The 18,812-nt window shown below is 51.9% G+C and carries 15 protein-coding genes; 10 read left to right on the forward strand and 5 right to left on the reverse strand.

Annotation, left to right across the window (positions count from 1 at the left end; translation table 11 throughout):
- The first annotated feature begins 1 nt into the window (after nucleotide 1).
- Nucleotides 2-850, forward strand: coding sequence for a dimethyl sulfoxide reductase anchor subunit family protein (locus tag G544_RS0100835; RefSeq protein WP_027272831.1), 849 nt, complete (start codon nucleotides 2-4; stop codon nucleotides 848-850).
- An 18-nt stretch (nucleotides 851-868) separates the two neighbouring features.
- Complete coding sequence (gene dmsD / locus G544_RS21500) at nucleotides 869-1,516, forward strand: Tat proofreading chaperone DmsD (protein WP_071783220.1); 648 nt, start codon at nucleotides 869-871, stop codon at nucleotides 1,514-1,516.
- Between the two features lie 80 nt (nucleotides 1,517-1,596).
- On the opposite strand, the gene G544_RS0100840 is transcribed toward dmsD, so the two are convergent.
- The gene (locus tag G544_RS0100840) at nucleotides 1,597-2,490 is read right to left on the reverse strand and encodes a dihydrodipicolinate synthase family protein (RefSeq protein ID WP_027272832.1); all 894 of its coding nucleotides are present in this window, start codon (nucleotides 2,488-2,490) and stop codon (nucleotides 1,597-1,599) included.
- A 29-nt stretch (nucleotides 2,491-2,519) separates the two neighbouring features.
- The gene (locus tag G544_RS0100845; RefSeq protein WP_027272833.1) at nucleotides 2,520-3,206 is read right to left on the reverse strand and encodes a B3/B4 domain-containing protein; all 687 of its coding nucleotides are present in this window, start codon (nucleotides 3,204-3,206) and stop codon (nucleotides 2,520-2,522) included.
- Nucleotides 3,207-3,249: 43 nt separating this feature from the next.
- Here G544_RS0100845 and G544_RS0100850 point away from each other — a divergent pair, with 43 nt between their 5' ends.
- The 4 genes from G544_RS0100850 to phsC all read left to right on the forward strand — a co-directional run bounded on the left by G544_RS0100850 (nucleotide 3,250) and on the right by phsC (nucleotide 7,907).
- Nucleotides 3,250-3,852, forward strand: a complete 603-nt coding sequence (locus G544_RS0100850; protein ID WP_027272834.1) for a helix-turn-helix transcriptional regulator — start codon at nucleotides 3,250-3,252, stop codon at nucleotides 3,850-3,852.
- Between the two features lie 441 nt (nucleotides 3,853-4,293).
- Nucleotides 4,294-6,573 carry a thiosulfate reductase PhsA gene (phsA, locus tag G544_RS0100855; RefSeq protein ID WP_027272835.1) on the forward strand — a complete coding sequence of 760 codons (2,280 nt, stop codon included), beginning with the start codon at nucleotides 4,294-4,296 and terminating at the stop codon, nucleotides 6,571-6,573.
- 12 nt (nucleotides 6,574-6,585) lie between these two features.
- Nucleotides 6,586-7,155, forward strand: coding sequence for a 4Fe-4S dicluster domain-containing protein (locus G544_RS0100860; protein ID WP_027272836.1), 570 nt, complete (start codon nucleotides 6,586-6,588; stop codon nucleotides 7,153-7,155).
- Nucleotides 7,152-7,907 (forward strand): thiosulfate reductase cytochrome B subunit, encoded by a 756-nt coding sequence (gene phsC, locus G544_RS0100865; RefSeq protein WP_027272837.1) that lies wholly within the window; start codon nucleotides 7,152-7,154, stop codon nucleotides 7,905-7,907. The genes G544_RS0100860 and phsC overlap by 4 nt, the downstream gene beginning before the upstream one ends.
- 44 nt (nucleotides 7,908-7,951) lie before the next feature.
- Here the strand turns inward: phsC and G544_RS0100870 are convergent, their stop codons facing one another.
- The 3 genes from G544_RS0100870 to G544_RS0100880 all read right to left on the reverse strand — a co-directional run bounded on the left by G544_RS0100870 (nucleotide 7,952) and on the right by G544_RS0100880 (nucleotide 10,935).
- Nucleotides 7,952-8,809, reverse strand: coding sequence for a DUF6920 family protein (locus G544_RS0100870; RefSeq protein ID WP_027272838.1), 858 nt, complete (start codon nucleotides 8,807-8,809; stop codon nucleotides 7,952-7,954).
- 8 nt (nucleotides 8,810-8,817) lie between these two features.
- Complete coding sequence (locus G544_RS0100875) at nucleotides 8,818-9,441, reverse strand: TetR/AcrR family transcriptional regulator (RefSeq protein ID WP_027272839.1); 624 nt, start codon at nucleotides 9,439-9,441, stop codon at nucleotides 8,818-8,820.
- Between the two features lie 198 nt (nucleotides 9,442-9,639).
- Complete coding sequence (locus tag G544_RS0100880; RefSeq protein ID WP_036023031.1) at nucleotides 9,640-10,935, reverse strand: citrate synthase; 1,296 nt, start codon at nucleotides 10,933-10,935, stop codon at nucleotides 9,640-9,642.
- Nucleotides 10,936-11,679: 744 nt separating this feature from the next.
- On the opposite strand from G544_RS0100880, the gene sucA reads away from it, so the two are divergent.
- The 4 genes from sucA to sucD all read left to right on the forward strand — a co-directional run bounded on the left by sucA (nucleotide 11,680) and on the right by sucD (nucleotide 18,043).
- Nucleotides 11,680-14,496, forward strand: coding sequence for a 2-oxoglutarate dehydrogenase E1 component (sucA, locus tag G544_RS0100885; RefSeq protein ID WP_027272841.1), 2,817 nt, complete (start codon nucleotides 11,680-11,682; stop codon nucleotides 14,494-14,496).
- 13 nt (nucleotides 14,497-14,509) lie between these two features.
- On the forward strand, nucleotides 14,510-15,745 hold the full coding sequence (odhB, locus tag G544_RS0100890) for a 2-oxoglutarate dehydrogenase complex dihydrolipoyllysine-residue succinyltransferase (RefSeq protein ID WP_027272842.1): 1,236 nt from the start codon (nucleotides 14,510-14,512) through the stop codon (nucleotides 15,743-15,745).
- A 214-nt stretch (nucleotides 15,746-15,959) separates the two neighbouring features.
- A complete protein-coding gene (sucC, locus tag G544_RS0100895) occupies nucleotides 15,960-17,132 on the forward strand; it encodes an ADP-forming succinate--CoA ligase subunit beta (protein ID WP_027272843.1) in 1,173 nt (390 codons plus the stop codon).
- Nucleotides 17,132-18,043, forward strand: a complete 912-nt coding sequence (sucD, locus tag G544_RS19650; protein ID WP_051155514.1) for a succinate--CoA ligase subunit alpha — start codon at nucleotides 17,132-17,134, stop codon at nucleotides 18,041-18,043. Before sucC ends, sucD begins: the two co-directional genes overlap by 1 nt.
- Nucleotides 18,044-18,812: the final 769 nt, after the last annotated feature.

An 18,812-nucleotide genomic window follows, 5' to 3' on the forward strand; every position in this document is an offset into this window, starting at 1 on the left:
AATGAGTAACGGATGGCATGAATTACCCCTTGTGTTTTTTACTGTGCTGAGTCAATGTGTTGTAGGTGCATTTATCATTTTAGTTTATGGATGGTTTAGTACTAATGATAATCAGGTAAGAAAAACCGTTATTTCCAGAATGTTTTTTCTGTGGGTAATGATGTCTATTGCCTTTGCAGCCTCTACTTTTCATTTGGGTTCTCCATTGCGGGCTCTGAATTCTCTTAACAGAATTGGGCACTCTGCATTAAGTAATGAAATTGCTGCGGGCTCTGTTTTCTTTGGTATTGCTGGTTTATGGTGGATAACATCATGGCTGAATATACTGCCTGTGAAAATAGCAAAGGTTTTTGCTTTGGTCGCGGTGATTTCCGGACTGCTGTTTTTGTATTTGATAACAAAAGTATATTCTTCGGTTCCAACTATTCCTGCATGGAATAATGTCTTTACTCCGCTGTCATTTTATATGACGACTTTAATAGTAAGCCCCGTTCTTGGTGTGGCTCTGTTGTTCTCCAGCGGTATTGAACTGAAAAAAAATGTATTGCATTCTTTTATGGTACTGGTTGTTTTTTTAAGTTTAATGATTACCATTTTGCAATGGAATGATTTGTCACTTATAAGCACCTCGTTACATCGCGGGAATGAAATCCTTCCAGAATTTCCATGGCTGGTTACTTTAAAATATTTTCTTATCACTACAGGTTTATTTATATTTTTCTTTATGACGTCAAGGCGCGTATTCTCGAACTTTGGCTGGCTTTTTCTATCATTTATAATGGTGTTTTCTGGAGAAATAATCGGTCGGTTTATTTTTTATAGTTTACATTTTACTGTCGGGCTTGTGTAGTGTAAGGATAATCTAGCTATGGGAATTTCTATTGCTGACAGATTGGCTTTGATAAAATATAGCGGCAGAATTTTAGGAAGCCTTTTTCTTTACTCTCCTTGTTCTGAGGGGAACAGGGAGATTATTTCTTTTATTGCATCCCACAACTGGATATGTGACTGGCCAGAAAGAAATAAATGTATAGACAGATATGCCTCACGTTTAACCTCCAGCTTGGAATATCAGGGGGAAACTCGGGATGCAGCATACAACCGCCTTTTCATTGGTCCGGGAACGCTTATAGTTCCACCCTGGGGGTCAGTATGGCTTGATAAAGATTGTGTGAATTTTGGATACTCAACATATGAGCTTCGTAACTGGATGGATGTTAAAGGTATTGCATATCCCCGCAAGGATGCTGAACCTGAAGACCATCTGGGGTTGCTTTTACTGCTGGGTTCGTGGCTTGCAGATCAGAATGATGAAACTGGACTAAGTGAACTAATGTCTTTTCACCTTCTTCCGTGGGCGTTTCATTATCTCCATTGCCTGACCATACATGCAAACCACCCTTTTTACTCGTCATTAAGTGAACTGACAAATGAAACACTAAGATTATGGCTGAGAGGAAACCCTGTTCCTGTACGGAACCAGAAAATATACTTTTCTATTCGGGGTGAACGATGAAAATAATATGATTGATGTTGCGTTATCCTTAACACGGTCAAGTTTCGACAGAACCGGCAGACTGCCGGTCCTGTGGGGAGTTATTTTAGTTCCAGTGCTGTAATGACACGGGAAATCTCTGTGATATCGTCTGATGTTAACGGTTGTAAAGGTCGAGGCAGGCAATCTGTATCAGTGAGTCCAAGTACACCTGCAGCAGCAGCGATAACCCTAATGCTTCCGCCATGTTTACGGAACAGCGCCCACAACGGTTCCAGCCGAGTCGTCAATGCAGTAACGCGGGCATGATCGTGTGCTGCTGCTGCCTCTGTGATCTGTTTTGCTGTTTCCGGGAACAAGCCACCGCACACGGAGTACCAGACTTCACAGCCTGCATTTAATCCCAGTCCGGCATAAGCATCGCCACTGATACCGATTGTCACTCCTGGGCGAAGATGTCTGCGTAGTGCATCTACCCGCTCAGTAGCAGATGTCGGGCTATCAGGGACGCCCGGGATCTTAACGGAATGAATCCCACCTAGTGATGAGAGAAGACCATGCAGTTCATCTGTAAAGGTAAAATGAGTAGTGCCTGGATTATCATAGACACAAACCGGTACAGACACGTGCCGGGTCACCGTCTCAAAAAGTGCGAAGACCTCTTCATCGCGGAGTGACTGGTAGCTGACGACTGGAAGCAACAGAGCATCCGCACCTGCTGTTTGCGCATCATCTACCAGATGCAGGATGGCATCGGTACTAACCGCCCCTACACACACCATCACAGGGATATCTCCAGTAAGTTGTTTCGCCAGAGTAGCGATGCGATTGCGTTGTTCTCGGGTCAGGTACGCGTAGCTTCCGGTTGAACCTAGAATACCAATAGAATCAATATGAGCTGCCGCAAGACGGTTTAGAATCTTACTGAATCCCTGTTCATCTACACCACTGGAGGTGACTGGGGTTAACGGAAAAGCGGACAAGCCAGTGAACATACTGTTTCTCCTGAATGATATTATTAGAATTACTCTTCTATGAGAGAAACTTCAAACCATAGGCCCGGCATCATTTTTTCAAGGCCAGCGGTTAGCATCTTCCCGGCTTCATGGAGCTTCTCCAGTGGCATCTGCGGCAGACTCTCCAGAATGAACCACATTTCCTGGGCGTCCACGCTTAAGCGAGTTCTGAATCCCTGTCGCCAGTTCCATCGACGGCAGGTCACTCCGTGATCATCACACCAGATAACTTCGCCTTGCGGAGGATATTCAACAGCAGGAGCACCTTCTTTTACGGTATCAAAAGGTTCTGTACCTTTTGCCAGAATTAAACGTGGTGACCCCTGATAGGCAGAGATGTTTTCACCACCAACCGGAACAGCATAAAACAAGCTGACGGCGTTATAGAGATCCACTACCGGGTCGAGAGTCGGCATTGTGCCATCGCGAAGAACTCGCTTACGCAGTGCATCTGCTGAGCAGGGCGTTCGTTTTGGCTTGGCGCCAAATCTCTGAAATACTTCTGCCCACGCAGTCAGATGGGCTTCAGCCCATTGCGGAGAATCAGTAATTACCGCTTTACAGGCTGTTTTCAGAGCCATTTCCCCAACACGTGGGTTGATTACAGGAGCAGCCTGTACATAAATACTGAGAGCCCGGAAGCCGGGAGCGATACCATAGATCTCAGGGGCAATTGACGGAGAGACTTTGAACACGAGATAATCCTGTAATGGCCAATTTATTTCATGATAGCGATCTATGACCAAAAAAGTCAATTTAGTGACCGATGCCGGTGCAGATGTTAATACTGTTAACGAAGCTGTTTCACACCGGATAAAGCAGTACCGTAAGCAAAAAAAATTATCTCTTGATGAACTATCCAGAAGAGCAAATATCAGTAAAGGTATGCTGGTAGAGATTGAAGGATGTAAGGCTAATCCCAGTATTGCGTTGTTGTGCCGTCTTGCTGCTGCAATGGGGGTATCAGTTGCGGATTTTGTCAACGTCAGTACAAAGCCGGATGTCCACATTATTGCAGACACTGAGATTCCTGAACTCTGGAAGGGAGAAAAAGGGGGAAGTGCCAGGCTTCTTGCTGGATCAGGGGGCCCGGATATGATTGAACTCTGGATGTGGGAAATGATGCCAGGGGAAAAATTTTCTTCGTCAGGGCATCCTTTGGGAACGCTGGAATTACTTTATGTGCAGTCCGGTACGCTTACGCTGGGAGTGAAAGATAGTTTTTTCCAAGTGAAAGCCGGCTATTCCGCGACAGCCAGAACAGATGTACCCCACTTTTATGAAAACCAGGGCGATATCATCCTGAATTTCATCATGACTGTTAACGAAAAATCATCCTGAGGGATGAGTGACAGGTTAAAAATTTTACTTGTCTACTAGGAAAATATGTAACTACATGAAAATAGTGGCAGGGCCGTTAATATCATTGCTGGTGTTGTTCGTGATACTGCTATCTGCGCACTCAAAGCAAACTTGTATTGAGGGCCTTCGGCCCGGTAGCTGCGCCGTATATTTGAAGTAGTCGCGCTCCTTGCTTCACCTGCCTTAAGCTCATCAACCTGCTTATACCGCCCTTTTAGCCAATTCGATGCGACACGATCATATTAGTGAATGATATTAACATTTAACATATTAACCACATTATTATCCAATTTAGTAATATTAACTCTTTCTATATATGGTTTCCTGCGTAATTTATCAGTGAAACTGTCGAACCGGTCAACAAAATCACGAACATAACTCTTTATGATTATCCGAATAACAAAAATAGTCGGAGGATGTGTGAGCATTAATCGTCGTGATTTTATCAAAAGCGTTGGCGTAGGCTGTGCCGGGTACGCCATCGGCAGCTTTGCTCCGGGGGCGCTGGCGCTCCAAAAGCCCGAGATGTTGGATGGGAAGAGCAGCTTAACGCCGAGCCTGTGTGAAATGTGTTCGTTTCGCTGCCCGATAGAGGCTCAGGTCATTAACAATAAAACCGTTTTTATTCAGGGGAATACCCACGCGGAGCATCAGGGCTCCCGAGTGTGCGCGCGGGGCGGCAGCGGCGTCAGCCTGATTAACGATCCGGCGCGGATCGTTCAACCGATGAAGCGCAAGGGGCCTAGAGGCGCCGGAGAGTGGGAAGTCATCACCTGGGAGCAGGCCTATAAAGAAATAGCGGAAAAGCTTAATGCGATAAAGAAGGCCTTCGGGCCTGAAAGCGTTGTATTTTCCTCTAAGTCAGGATCGCTTTCCTCCCACTTATTCCATTTGGCGAGCGCATTTGGCTCTCCCAATACCTTTACTCATGCAACGACTTGCCCGGCGGGGAAAGCCATTGCCGCTCAGGTCATGATGGGCGGCGATTTGGCGATGGATATCGAAAATACCCGCTATATGGTGGCCTTCGGCCACAACCTCTACGAGGGTATTGAAGTCGCCGATACGCACGAAATGATGATGGCGCAGGAGAACGGCGCCAAAGTCGTCAGCTTCGATCCCAGACTGTCGGTGTTTTCCAGCAAGGCCGACGAGTGGCACGCGATCCGGCCGGGCGGCGATTTGCCCGTGCTTCAGGCGATGTGTCACGTATTGATTGAAGAAAACCTGTACGACAAGGCGTTTATCGAACGTTACACGGTCGGCTTCGATCGGCTGTCGGCGTCGCTTAAAGACACCACGCCGGAGTGGGCCGAAAAGCATTCGGACATTTCTGCCGACGTGATTCGCCGCGTTGCGCGTGAAATCGCCGCTGCGGCGCCCCATGTCATCGTTAACCCTGGGCATAGAGCGACCTATAACAAAGAAGAGCTCGACATGCGTCGGATGATTTTCACCATGAACGCGCTGTTGGGCTGCATCGAGCGCCGCGGCGGGATGTATCAGAAGAAGGGGGCAGAGAAGTATAACAAGCTGGCCGGAGAGGCCGTCGCGCCGACGCTGGCGAAGCCCGGCGTAAAAGACATGCCGAAGATTGAGGCCAAGCGAATAGACGCGACTCGGCCCGAGTTTAAATACATCAACAAAGGCGGCGGCATCGTTCAGAGCATCATCGACGCCGTTGAAACGGAAAAGCCCTATGCGGTTAAGGCGTGGATGATGTCTCGCCATAACCCGCTGCAAACCGTCTCCTGCCGTCCGGAGTTAGTTAAAACCATAGAAAAGCTGGAGCTGGTGGTCAGCTGCGACGTCTATTTGAGCGAAAGCGCCGCCTACGCCGACTACCTGCTGCCCGAGTGCACCTATCTGGAACGGGATGAGGAAATTTCCGACGTATCAGGCCTGAATCCGGCCTACGCCGTGCGCCAGCAGGTGGTTAAGCCGATTGGCAACGCCAAGCCAAGCTGGCAAATTTGGCAGGAGCTGGGGAGCGCTCTGGGGTTAGAGAAATACTTCCCCTGGAAGGATATGGCGACCCGCCAACTGTTCCAGGCCAAGGGGGACGAGGATCTCTACAAGAAAATTCATCAAACCGGCTATCTCTCCTACGGCATTCCTCTGCTGCTGCGTGAACCGGATTCCGTCAGCGCGTTCGTTAAGGCTTATCCAAAGGCGGCTGCGGGGCTGTCCGCCGACGGCACCTTTGGCGACGAGCTGAAGTTCAAGTCGCCCAGCGGTTTGATTGAGCTCTATTCCGAAACGCTCGAGGGCCTGGCCGAAGGCTTTGGCGCGCCGCTTTACCGCCAGTTCCCGCTAAAGGAGGACGGCGAACTTTACTTTATTCAGGGCAAGGTGGCCGTTCATACCAACGGCGCGACGCAGTACGTCCCGATGCTGTCGGAGCTCATGTGGGACAACCCGGTGTGGATCCACCCTCAAACGGCAAAAGAGAAGGGGATCAAGACCGGCGACGTGGTCTGGCTAAGCAACAAGATTGGTAAAGAAAAGGGCACGGCGTTGGTTACTCCAGCCATCCGCCCGGACACGCTGTTTGTCTATATGGGCTTTGGCGCCAAGGCGGGGGCTAAAACCGCTGCCACCACCCACGGCGTACACTGCGGCAACCTGTTGCCTCACGAAACGAGCCCGGTTTGCGGCACCAACGTTCACACCGCGGGCGTTCAGCTGAGTCGTGGCTAAGGAGAAAGAGAGATGAGCAATAATCATTACGTCATGCTGCACGACGAAAAGCGCTGCATCGGCTGCCAGGCCTGCACCGTCGCCTGTAAAACGATGAACGATATCCCCGAAGGCTACAGCCGGCTTCAGGTCCAAATTCGGGGGCCGGAAGAGGGCGCGGGCGCAATGCACTTTCAGTTTTTCCGCGTTTCCTGCCAGCACTGTGAAGACGCGCCGTGCATCTCCGTGTGCCCGACCGGCGCATCCTGGAGAGATGAAAACGGCGTCGTTCGCGTCGACGCCAAAAAGTGCCTGGGCTGCGACTACTGCGTTGCGGCCTGTCCTTATCACGTACGCTATCTGAATCCGCAAACTCACGTGGCCGACAAGTGCAACTTCTGCGCCGATACGCGCCTTGCCCAAGGGCTTGAGCCGGCCTGCGTCAGCGTCTGCCCGACGGACGCGCTGCGCTTTGGCCGTGCCGATGAGCCCGCAATCAAGCAGTGGATTTCCCAACACGGCGCCTATCAGTATCACTTGGAAAACGTGGGGAAACCGGCGTTATTCCGTCGTAAAGAGATCCATCAGGGGGATAAAGCATGAACAGCTTATGGGGAGCCGAACTCCACTATACGCCAGACTACTGGCCCGCGTGGTTAATCATCGCCGGCATGCTGGTGGTCGGCCTGTTGGCGGTACTCGCGCTGCACGGTCTGATGCGCTGTTGGCTTGCGCCCAAGTCAACGAGCGGCGGCGTAGAAGAGAAAACCTATCTTTACTCAAAGGCCGTTCGCTTTTGGCACTGGGGGAACGCGCTGCTGTTTATTTTGCTGCTGGTCAGTGGTTTGTTTAACCACTTCTCCATTGGCAACGTTGCGGCTCAGGTCGCGCTGCATGAAATTTGCGGCTATCTGCTGCTGGCGTTCTGGATTGGCTTTGTGGTTATCAACATGATTGGCGGCAACGGCGTTCATTACCGGATCCGAAGCGCCGGGCTTGTCGAACGCAGCCTGCGGCAGGCGCGCTTTTATCTATTTGGCATCATGAAAGGGGAAAGTCATCCGTTCCCGGCAACGGCGCAGGGGAAATTTAATCCTCTGCAACAGCTGGCGTACGTTGGCGTGATGTATCTGCTGGTGCCGCTGCTGCTGCTAACCGGCCTGCTGTGCCTATTCCCTGATATTGTAGGCAACGGCTATTGGATGCTTAAGGCGCATCTAGTACTGGCCATCGCCGGCCTGCTGTTTATCTGCGGCCACTTCTATCTCTGTACGACCGGCGATACGCCGACCCAGACGTTTAGAAGCATGGTGGACGGTTATCACCGCCATCGCCATCAGCGCAATAGCGAATAACGCTTCTCAGGCCTCATGGAATGCATCATGAGGCCTGACTTCAGCTATTCAAACGTTATAGCGCGTATTTTTCCTCGCCAAAATGGATAGCGTTGCCCTTTAGACGCGCGGGCAATTTCAAATGAATGGGGGATCATCATTCCTTGCACCAGACGATAGTCGTTGCGCAGGGCGTATTCACCTGACCCGTGATAGGGAGTAGTAAGATCGCCATCTTCTTCGGAAAAAAACGCTTCCAGGCTTCCATCCGGTCGAAACGTTGCGATAAGCGACGTTTCCATACCGAAACCAGAAACGATAGCTCTGGCGCGAGTGTCGTCAATCGATTCCCAACGAACCGGGCCTCCGGGAAAAAGTGATAGCGGATACAGCGGGCTTTCTAAAAGCCAGCGTCTTAAAGACGTTCTGTTTAGCTCAGGCGTTTCTTTTTCGTCCACTACGGCGATTGCTGAAGCGATCTTGGCCCGCATTTCCATTTTTCCGTTAGCAAAAAAGTCATAGGCCTTAGCCCATAAGCCAAGCTCCATTGATGTCTTAGCGGAAAAGAGCATTGCCGGCTCGCCAATTGCCACCACTAAATTAGCGCTGGTCGGGCTGAATTCAGTCATTAAAGGGCGGCGAAACTGCCCCTCAAGTTCAGCGTTTACCAAGCGATAGGCGGATTGAGGATTAGGAACGGCAAAGCGTAGATATTTTTGCACCGGCGTTGGCAAATGTGCCAGTCCAGCAAATTGTTCCGGCGGTATGTCGTTAGCCATAGCTATTTTGCGAACGCTATCCACATGGATGGCAATGTCTCGTTCCGTTTGGCGAATGGCGCAGGCTATCCAGATGAAAATGACGGCAATAGTTAATCCGACAGCAATTAAAATGCGGCGTTTTGGAAAAAAGGATTTCTGCATAGTGGCTCCTAAGCGTTGGGGCGTAGCGTATGAATAAAGCTCATCATTGTGTCAACCAGCGCCAGCGCTTCGCATTCCACGTCTTTTTCTGAAAGAAGAGGGGCCTGCCCCTGAAGTATGAGCCATGCGCATCCGTGGATGGCGGACCATAGGGTAAAGGCAATGTGGCCCGCATCCCTATCTTTTAAATATCCCTGCTCCTGACATGCCTGAACTGCAATACGTAAGGTTTCCAGACATTCTGAGCCAAGGGGAGTGTCGAATGGATTTTGGGCGCTTTCACTAAAAGTGGTAGGGGAGAACATGAGACGATACAGGTTGGGATATGCAAAGGCGAAGCGTAGATAGGCTTTTCCTCCTTCTCTCAGCCGCTCAAGCGGCCTCTGCTGGTTCGAGACGGCAATGCGCAGTTTTTCACTTAACAATATCTGAAATCCCTTTTGCTGAACGGCATACATAAGGGCGTCTTTATTAGAAAAGTGGTTGTAAAGCGCCGGCGCTTTACATCCGACTTCCTCGGCTACCTGCGCTAGCGTAATTGTTGATGCTTCATGTGTATCAAGCAGCCGTAGAGTAGCTTCAATAGAACATTTCGTGATGTTGATTTGTTCACTTTTATTGGGGCGAGCCATGAGCATTCCCATTTAATTAATTTAATGTCATTAAGTTAATGATATTAAATTAATGGCATTAAGTTTGTCAATATAGGGAGCCAGGCAAACGAAAAGGAATCCGAAGAAAATCGAGCGGAAAAGGAAGGGGCAACGAGTAGCGAAAAATAAAAAGTCCGGGATTTCCCGGACTTTTTACGTTGCAGCAATGCTGAAAAGCTACTCTTTCGCCTTAGGCAGCTGGCTGTGGAACTCGCGTTCGGTATAGCCCATGTAGCGCTGGCGGGGGCGGGCGATGCGAACGCCGTCTTCGTACATTTCGTTCCAGTGGGCGATCCAGCCTATAGTGCGGGCGATGGCGAAGATAACCGTGAACATAGAGGTCGGAATGCCGATAGCCTTCAGGATGATGCCAGAGTAGAAGTCCACGTTCGGGTAGAGCTTCTTCTCGATGAAGTACGGGTCGCTAAGGGCGATTTTTTCCAGCTCCATGGCGATATCCAGCAGCTCGTCATCAAGCTTGAGCTCCTGAAGAACCTCATGGCAGGTTTCGCGCATGACGGTGGCGCGCGGGTCGTAGTTTTTATACACCCGGTGGCCGAAGCCCATCAGACGGAACGGATCGTCCTTATCTTTAGCCTTGGCGATAAATTCGGGAATGCGCTCTACGCTGCCGATTTCTTCCAGCATCTTCAGGCAGGCTTCGTTCGCGCCGCCGTGCGCCGGCCCCCACAGCGAAGCGATGCCGGCCGCGATGCAGGCAAACGGGTTAGCGCCGGAGGAGCCCGCGGTTCTGACCGTCGAGGTTGAGGCGTTTTGTTCGTGATCGGCATGCAGGATGAAGATGCGGTCCATGGCGCGCTCGATAATAGGGTTAACCACGTAGTCTTCGCACGGAGTGGCGAACATCATATGCAGGAAGTTACCCGCATAGGAGAGGTCGTTGCGCGGATACATGAACGGCTGGCCGACGGAGTACTTGTAGCACATCGCCGCTACGGTCGGCATTTTCGACAGCAGGCGGAACGCGGTGATTTCACGGTGGCGCTCGTTGTGAACGTCCAGCGAGTCATGATAGAACGCGGCCAGAGCGCCGGTTACGCCGCACAGCACCGCCATGGGGTGTGAGTCGCGGCGGAAGCCTTGGAACAGGCGGGTGATCTGCTCATGGATCATCGTATGGCGCGTCACGATATCTTTGAAGGTAGCAAACTGCTCTGCGGTAGGGGTTTCGCCGTACAGCAGGATGTAGCAGACCTCCAGATAGGTAGACTCTTTCGCCAGTTGGGCAATGGGAAAACCACGGTGTAATAGAATCCCTTCGTTACCGTCGATAAAGGTGATTTGAGATTCGCAGGACGCAGTGGACAGATAGCCCGGGTCGTAAGTAAACAGCCCCTTTGAGCCCAGAGTTCTTACGTCCAGCACGTCTTCCCCCAGAGTTCCACTTAAGATAGGAAGCTCAATATTTCTGCCGTCATCAAGAACCAGCGTCGCTTTTTTTTCTACAGCCATGATTGTCTCCGTTATATATTCAGTTCAAAGGAGTCTGGCAATGTAAAACCGTGATTGCCTTTCTTGTCATTCTTGCACCCCACCATTCTGGCTGTTTCTTCACCGGCGGGGCTTGTTCGTTACCTACGAAGCTATCCCTCTCATGCCTGCCGCGTCGACGCATCCTGAATAATTTGGTGCATTTATGTCTATTACAGTTGCATAAATTTAGACCATCGTGAAGATTTATTTTACTTTTTTTTTACAATTTTGGGGTTTGTTATCATTTTATTAACAATATAGATGATGCGTTTCACATAAACTTATTGTTTTTAATGGTTTTTTCTCGATTGTGATCGTGCTCACTATTTGGGCAAAAATGTTATAAATCTGTTTTTATTTGAATTGTATTTGTAAAATTAGGCTCTATACTCAAGGGCATCCCAGCCGGAATGTTGCAAGAAGGTTGCTACATTGAGGCGTTTGATGTGGGTTATACCTCATTTATTTAATACCACGACGAACGGTGAATGGCGAGAAAAGCAGCAGCCTTTGTCGTGTAACGGCTTATATTGAAAGCAATTATCTGGTATTAATAAAAGCGAATGTAGTCACGGCGAACGTTTTCCGTGCCGAATAAAGCGAAACAGACAGCATCTTTTATCATTTACCATCAAGGATTGTGGTTTTTACGTAACGACATGTTAAAGACGCTGCTGATTCTGCGACGGCACATACTTAAAGCATGATGCTTAAGAGGTCATAATGCAGAACGGTGCACTGAAGTCTTGGTTAGACTCCTCCTATCTTGCTGGTGCGAACCAGTCCTATATAGAACAACTCTATGAAGACTATCTGACGGACCCTGACTCTATTGACGACAGCTGGCGCAAAATTTTTGACACTCTGCCCGCTGACGTTCTCGGCCCCGAGCAGTTTCACTCTACGACTCGCGACTATTTCCGTCGCTTAGCTAAAGACGCCAAGCGCTATACGTCCAGCGTCAGCGATCCGGAAAAAGACGCCAAGCAGGTAAGAGTCCTGCAGTTGATTAACGCCTTTCGTTTTCGCGGCCACCAAAACGCCAACCTCGATCCGATTAAGCTTCGCTATAAAGAGCCCGTTCAAGAGCTCGACCCCGCGTTTCACAATTTGACCGAAGAGGACATGCAGGAAACCTTCAACGTGGGTTCATACGCCATCGGCAAAGAGACCATGAAGCTGGCCGACCTGTATCAGGCGCTCAAGCAGACCTACTGCGATACCATCGGCGCTGAATATATGCACATCACCAATACCGAAGAAAAGCGCTGGATCCAACAGCGCCTTGAGTCGGTATCCGGTAAGGGCGATTTTAGCCTGGAAGAAAAGAAGCGCTTTTTGCAGGAGCTAACGGCGGCGGAAGGCCTGGAGCGCTATCTTGGCGCCAAATATCCCGGCGCCAAGCGCTTCTCGCTGGAAGGCGGCGATGCGCTGATCCCGATGCTTAAAGAGATGGTCCGCCACGCCGCCCGCAGTGGCGCTAAAGAGGTCGTGCTCGGCATGGCCCACCGCGGCCGCCTCAACGTTTTGGTCAACCTGCTGGGTAAGCGCCCTGGCGATCTGTTTGACGAATTTGCCGGCATTCATAAAGAGCACCTCGGCACCGGCGACGTGAAGTACCACCAAGGCTTCTCCTCCGACTTTGAAACCGAGGGCAATCAGGTTCACCTGACGCTGGCGTTTAACCCTTCTCACCTGGAGATCGTCAGTCCCGTCGTTATCGGCTCCGTGCGCGCCCGCCGCGATCGTCTGGAAGCGGCTGGATTAGGCGAAAGCAACCGGGTGTTGCCGATTACCATCCACGGCGACGCGGCGGTTATTGGCCAGGGCATCGTTCAGGAAACGCTGAACATGTCTCAGGTGCGCGCTTATGAAGTGGGCGGCACGGTGCGTATCGTCATTAACAACCAGATTGGCTTCACTACCTCTTATCCGCAGGACGTGCGTTCTACGGAGTACTGTACCGACATCGCCAAGATGATTCAGGCGCCGATTTTCCACGTCAACGCAGACGACCCGGAAGCGGTAGCCTTTATTACGCGCCTGGCTTTGGACTATCGCAATACCTTCAAGCGGGACGTGATGATCGACCTGCTGTGCTATCGCCGTCACGGCCATAACGAGGCCGATGAGCCGAGCGCGACTCAGCCGATGATGTACACCAAAATCAAAAAGCATCCGACGCCGCGTAAAGTCTATGCCGATCGCCTGATTGAAGGGAAGGCGGCCTCTGCGGAAGAGGTTACCGAAATGGTGAACGTCTATCGCGATGCGCTGGATCGCGGCGACTGCGTGGTGGAAGAGTGGCGTCCGCTCAATACGCAGAACCTGTCGTGGGCGCCGTATCTGAACCACGAGTGGGATGAAGCCTATCCGAACGCGGTGGACATCAAGCGCCTTCAGGATTTAGCTCGTCGTATTACGCAGATCCCTGAAGGCATCGAGCTGCATCCTAGGGTGGCTAAGATTTATGACGACCGCGCGCTGATGGCGGAAGGCGAAAAGCCGTTTGACTGGGGCGCTGCGGAAAACCTGGCCTACGCGACGCTGGTGGATGAAAATACGCCGGTGCGCATTTCCGGCGAGGATTCCGGTCGGGGGACTTTCTTCCATCGCCACTCAGTGGTTCATAATCAGAAAGATGGTTCCTATTATATTCCTTTAGCCAACATCCATAGCGCTCAAAGTGGGTTCCAGGTTTGGGACTCCGTGCTGACGGAGGCGGGCGTATTAGCCTTTGAATACGGCTATGCGACGGCGGATCCGCGCACGCTAACCATCTGGGAAGCGCAGTTCGGCGACTTTGCCAACGGCGCTCAGGTGGTTATTGACCAGTTCATCAGCTCCGGCGAGCAGAAGTGGGGCCGGATGTGCGGTCTGGTTATGCTGCTGCCGCACGGCTACGAAGGCCAAGGGCCCGAGCACTCTTCGGCGCGCCTGGAGCGCTATCTCCAGCTGTGCGCGGAACAGAACATCCAGGTTTGCGTGCCTTCCACGCCGGCGCAGGTTTACCACATGCTGCGCCGTCAGGCGCTGCGGGGAATGCGTCGTCCGCTTATCGTCATGTCGCCTAAGTCGCTGCTGCGCCATCCGTCGGCGATTTCGACGCTGGACGAGCTGGCTAACGGAAGCTTCCTGCCGGCTATCGGTGAAGTTGACAATCTGAATGCGAAAAAAGTTAAACGCGTCGTTCTGTGTTCCGGTAAAGTCTACTATGACCTGCTGGAACAGCGCCGCGCCAACGGCCAGACCAACGTCGCTATTGTACGAATCGAACAGCTCTATCCTTTCCCGCAGCAGGCGGTTTTGAACGCGCTGCACGACTACGCTCACGTGAAGGATTTCGTCTGGTGTCAGGAAGAGCCGCAGAATCAGGGCGCCTGGTACTGCAGCCAGCACCATTTCCGCGAGGTGATGCCGAAGGGCGCCGTACTGAAGTATGCAGGTCGTCCGGCGTCCGCTTCACCGGCGGTAGGCTATACGTCGGTACACCAGGAACAGCAAAAGCAATTAGTCGAAGACGCGCTTAACGTAAAATGAATAAGGACAAATAATGAGTAGCATAGATATTCTCGTTCCGGACCTTCCTGAATCTGTTGCTGATGCGACCGTCGCTACGTGGCACAAGAAACCAGGCGATAGCGTTGAGCGCGATGAAGTGTTGGTTGAAATTGAAACCGATAAAGTGGTGCTGGAAGTTCCCGCGCTGGAGGCTGGCGTTCTGGACGCCATTCTTGAAGACGAAGGCGCTACGGTAACCTCTCGCCAGCTGCTTGGGCGCCTGCGCCCGGCGGATATTACCGGTCATCAGATCACCGAAGCGCCGCAGGCCACCGAGTCTACGCCGGCGCAGCGCCAGACCGCCAGTCTGGAAGAGGGCAGCAACGACGCGCTCAGCCCGGCGGTGCGCCGCCTGATCGCCGAGCACGGCCTTGACCCGAACGCCATTAAGGGCACCGGCGTCGGCGGGCGCATCGTCCGAGAGGACGTCAATCAGCATCTGGCCCAGCAGGCGAACGCCAAGCCTGCCGCGGCTCCCGCGCCGGAGGCTAAAAAGCCTCAGGCCGCCGCCAGCGCGCCGCTTTCTCACCGCAGCGAAAAGCGCGTGCCGATGACGCGTCTGCGCAAGCGTATCGCTGAACGCCTGCTGGAAGCGAAAAACAACACGGCCATGCTCACGACCTTTAATGAAGTGAACATGAAGCCGGTGATGGATCTGCGCAAGCAGTACGGCGACGCGTTTGAAAAGCGCCACGGCGTGCGCCTGGGCTTCATGTCGTTCTACCTGAAGGCGGTGGTTGAAGCGCTTAAACGTTTCCCTGAAATCAACGCCTCTATCGATGGCGACGACGTGGTCTATCACAACTATTTTGATATCAGCATTGCGGTTTCTACGCCGCGCGGCCTGGTGACGCCGGTGTTGCGCGACGTCGACGCGCTGAGCATGGCGGATATCGAAAAAAATATTAAAGATCTCGCCGTGAAAGGGCGCGACGGTAAGCTGACCGTGGAAGATCTCAGCGGCGGTAACTTTACGATTACCAACGGTGGGGTGTTCGGTTCGCTGATGTCCACGCCGATTATTAACCCGCCGCAAAGCGCGATCCTGGGAATGCATGCCATCAAGGATCGCCCGATGGCGGTGGACGGACAGGTAGTGATTTTGCCGATGATGTATCTGGCGCTCTCTTACGATCACCGTCTGATTGACGGTCGTGAATCGGTGAGCTTCCTGGTAGCGGTAAAAGACCTGCTGGAAGACCCTACGCGCCTGCTTTTGGACGTGTAGCGCTCTGACTCTAAACGTCAGGCAACGGACATAGCCGCCGCTGGCGGCGGCTATGTGGCAACGCTGAGATATACGATAGGAAACGTTTCCTCCCCGGGAATGAGAGTACCTATCATAATGAGTGTGTTTTTGCATCGGCCGTCAGTCTGGATGGAACGACGGCCCGAACGCCGAAATACGTTGTTCTTTAATCACACCGACTTGGAAAGAACACATGAACCTACATGAATATCAGGCAAAACAGCTTTTTGCTCGGTATGGGCTACCGGTGCCTGCCGGATATGCCTGCAAAAACGCTCAAGAAGCGCTTGAGGCGGCCGAAAAGCTCGGCGCAGCGCCTTGGGTTTTAAAATGTCAGGTCCACGCGGGCGGACGCGGTAAGTCCGGCGGCGTAATGTTGGCGAAAAGCCAGGAAGACATACTCGGCTTTACTCAACGTTGGTTCGGCCAGCGCTTGGCGACCTACCAAACCGTGCCGGAAGGCCTGCCTGTAGAACAAATCCTCGTTGAGGCGGCAACCGATATCGGACAGGAGCTTTATCTGGGCGCCGTTGTCGATCGCGCTTCTCGTCGGGTCGTATTTATGGCTTCGACGGAGGGCGGGGTAGAAATTGAGAAAGTCGCTCACGAAACCCCGCACCTTATTCATAAGGTCGCCCTCGATCCGCTGGTAGGGCCGATGCCGTATCAGGGGCGCGAGCTGGCGTTCAAGCTGGGCCTGAGCGGCAAGCAAATTAATCAGTTCAGCCAGATTTTCGTCTCGCTGGGCAAGCTATTCCTGGAGTGCGACCTTTCGCTGGTGGAGATAAACCCGCTGGTCGTTACCAAATCGGGCGATCTCATCTGCCTGGACGGCAAGCTGAATATTGACGCTAACGCGCTGTATCGCCAGCCGGAGCTTCGGGCGATGCACGATCCTTCCCAAGAAGACGCCCGAGAAGAGCACGCTGCCCAGTGGGAGCTTAACTATGTCGCGCTGGACGGCAACATCGGCTGTATGGTGAACGGCGCGGGGCTGGCGATGGGAACGATGGACATCGTTAAGCTGCACGGCGGCTCTCCGGCCAACTTCCTTGACGTTGGCGGCGGCGCAACCAAAGAGCGCGTGAGCGAAGCGTTTAAAATCATTCTTTCCGATGAAAAGGTCAAAGCGGTGCTGGTCAACATTTTTGGCGGCATCGTGCGCTGCGACCTGATTGCAGACGGCATCATCAGCGCGGTTGAGGATGTGGGTGTTACGGTTCCGGTCATCGTTCGGCTGGAAGGGAATAACGCGGAGCTTGGCGTCAAGACGCTAAGCGAGAGCGGCCTGAATATCGTCGGCGCGTCAAGCCTGACCGATGCGGCCCAACGTGCGGTGGCGCTTGCCGCCGGGGAGAGAAGCTAATGTCCATTCTGATAGATAAAGATACCAAGGTCATTTGCCAGGGCTTTACCGGCAGCCAGGGTACGTTTCACTCAGAGCAGGCGCTGGAGTACGGCACAAAGATGGTTGGCGGCGTCACGCCCGGTAAGGGCGGTACGGAGCACTTAGGGCTACCGGTGTTCAATACCGTGCGCGAAGCCGTTGAGGCTACCGGCGCGACGGCTTCGGTTATCTACGTCCCCGCGCCGTTTTGCAAAGACTCCATCATTGAGGCCGCCGATGCGGGCATCAAGCTGATTATTTGCATTACCGAAGGCATCCCGGTGCTGGACATGCTGACGGTTAAGGTAAAGCTTGACCAAATGGGCGTGCGGATGATCGGGCCGAACTGCCCGGGCGTGATAACGCCGGGCGCCTGTAAGATCGGCATCATGCCGGGGAATATTCATAAGCCCGGCAACGTCGGCATTGTTTCCCGCTCAGGGACGCTGACCTATGAGGCCGTCAAGCAAACCACCGACGCGGGCCTGGGACAGTCCACCTGCGTGGGTATCGGTGGCGATCCTATCGCCGGTTCCAGCTTTATCGACATCCTTAAGCTGTTTGAGCAGGACCCGCAAACAGAAGCCATCGTGATGATTGGCGAGATTGGCGGCTCTGCTGAAGAAGAGGCGGCCCACTACATCAAGCACCACGTCACGAAGCCCGTGGTTGGCTACATTGCCGGCGTTACGGCGCCGAAGGGTAAGCGCATGGGGCATGCGGGCGCGATTATCGCAGGCGGGAAGGGGACGGCGGACGAGAAGTTCGCCGCGCTGGAAGCCGCCGGCGTTTACACCGTGCGCAGCCTGGCCGATATCGGCGACGCGGTGAAAAAGGCGCTGGCGGGGAAATCCTGTGGCGCTAAGAGGGCTTCGGCCGACGTCAACTAATGAAGCTTAATCCGCCTTTGCGATAGCCATTGGCGGTTATTTCTTCGGGCGCGTTCGTCACGCTGTGACGTATGCGCCCGAACTTTTTTCAGCGTTCATTGATATTAAACTTATTATTGTGGGTATTTTATCTAACGCCTTTAGCTCATTCTATTTCTGACTAAATTACTCAACTATTTTCTACTTTATTCCCATCCGGATTGCTTCGTTTAAAAAACAAACAACTTATTGAATGTGATGTAAACCGCAGCGGCCTGATGCGAGGAGAGGCTGTATTCAACGGCCTGAGCCTGCTTTTCGTCTCAGCATTCTCTATTTTTCTCTTTTTCCAGTTAATAAACATAATTAAATGTTAAATAATTGTATTTATTTTTATGAATTAATTGTTTCAATTGAAGTAAAGAGAGTTATATTTGCTGAGGATGAGTTAAAATAGCAGTTTAAGAGAATTGAAAATTCCTTAATTTATGGTGTAATTGGCTGAAATTGTTTTACATCAATTTTGATTCTTTTATGCGATATACCAATTTTGATTTGAGTTCACAATTCTGATTTTTATATAAAATACCTATTTATTGTAGGGGATTAGAAGCGTAATATTCAATGTGTGGTATTCGGATACGGGCGGCTTGCGCCGCTTGTTCTGTGTGGGAAGCAACGTTTGGCGCATGGCGTATACTAAAAGAGAGTTAATGCGGCAAACTTTGCTTGTAGCTGATAGAAAAAGAATTTTAAGGCATTCACCATTGGTGAGTAATTGGGGGTAAAG

Origin of the sequence: Leminorella grimontii ATCC 33999 = DSM 5078 (assembly GCF_000439085.1) — a bacterium.
In the GTDB taxonomy this organism is placed as follows: domain Bacteria; phylum Pseudomonadota; class Gammaproteobacteria; order Enterobacterales; family Enterobacteriaceae; genus Leminorella; species Leminorella grimontii.

Bases quoted from the DNA above. Each gene is read 5' to 3' on its own strand.
- G544_RS0100835 (WP_027272831.1), top strand. From the start codon at position 2: ATGAGTAACGGATGGCATGAATTACCCCTTGTGTTTTTTACTGTGCTG.
- dmsD (WP_071783220.1), top strand. From the start codon at position 869: ATGGGAATTTCTATTGCTGACAGATTGGCTTTGATAAAATATAGCGGC.
- G544_RS0100840 (WP_027272832.1), bottom strand. From the start codon at position 2,490: ATGTTCACTGGCTTGTCCGCTTTTCCGTTAACCCCAGTCACCTCCAGT.
- G544_RS0100850 (WP_027272834.1), top strand. From the start codon at position 3,250: ATGACCAAAAAAGTCAATTTAGTGACCGATGCCGGTGCAGATGTTAAT.
- G544_RS0100860 (WP_027272836.1), top strand. From the start codon at position 6,586: ATGAGCAATAATCATTACGTCATGCTGCACGACGAAAAGCGCTGCATC.
- phsC (WP_027272837.1), top strand. From the start codon at position 7,152: ATGAACAGCTTATGGGGAGCCGAACTCCACTATACGCCAGACTACTGG.
- G544_RS0100870 (WP_027272838.1), bottom strand. From the start codon at position 8,809: ATGCAGAAATCCTTTTTTCCAAAACGCCGCATTTTAATTGCTGTCGGA.
- G544_RS0100875 (WP_027272839.1), bottom strand. From the start codon at position 9,441: ATGGCTCGCCCCAATAAAAGTGAACAAATCAACATCACGAAATGTTCT.
- G544_RS0100880 (WP_036023031.1), bottom strand. From the start codon at position 10,935: ATGGCTGTAGAAAAAAAAGCGACGCTGGTTCTTGATGACGGCAGAAAT.
- sucA (WP_027272841.1), top strand. From the start codon at position 11,680: ATGCAGAACGGTGCACTGAAGTCTTGGTTAGACTCCTCCTATCTTGCT.
- odhB (WP_027272842.1), top strand. From the start codon at position 14,510: ATGAGTAGCATAGATATTCTCGTTCCGGACCTTCCTGAATCTGTTGCT.
- sucC (WP_027272843.1), top strand. From the start codon at position 15,960: ATGAACCTACATGAATATCAGGCAAAACAGCTTTTTGCTCGGTATGGG.
- sucD (WP_051155514.1), top strand. From the start codon at position 17,132: ATGTCCATTCTGATAGATAAAGATACCAAGGTCATTTGCCAGGGCTTT.